The 367-nt window shown below is 80.1% G+C and carries 1 protein-coding gene; it reads left to right on the forward strand.

Annotated elements, in window-relative coordinates:
* Positions 1 to 367: GvpL/GvpF family gas vesicle protein (locus tag A4V12_RS04170; protein ID WP_199831215.1), on the forward strand; the 367-nt coding region annotated here is incomplete at both ends.

Raw genomic sequence — 367 nt, forward strand, 5'->3', positions numbered from 1 at the left:
GGGGGGGGGCCCAACCGGGGGGCGGCGGGGGGGGCCGGCGGCGGCGGGGCCTCCCGGCGGCCCCCCCGCCCCCCCCGCCGCAGCCGCGAGGGCGACGGGGAGCGCGCCGACGCCCTGTGCCGCCGGCTGCACGGCGAACTGCCGCGGCACGCCGAGGCCGGCCCCGTCCACCGCCCCCAGGACGCCCGCCTCTCCGGCGTCCCGGGCGTCAACGTCCTCAACGCCGCCTACCTGGTGGACCGGGAGCGCAGCGAGGAGTTCGTCGAGCTGGTCGAGGCGGCGTCCGAACCGGGCGTACGCGTGGAACTCACCGGGCCCTGGGCCCCGTACTCCTTCGCCGGCATAGCCGACGAAGAAGCGCACGAGG

This window comes from Streptomyces noursei, assembly GCF_001646665.1.
In the GTDB taxonomy this organism is placed as follows: Bacteria; Actinomycetota; Actinomycetes; order Streptomycetales; family Streptomycetaceae; genus Streptomyces; species Streptomyces lavendulocolor.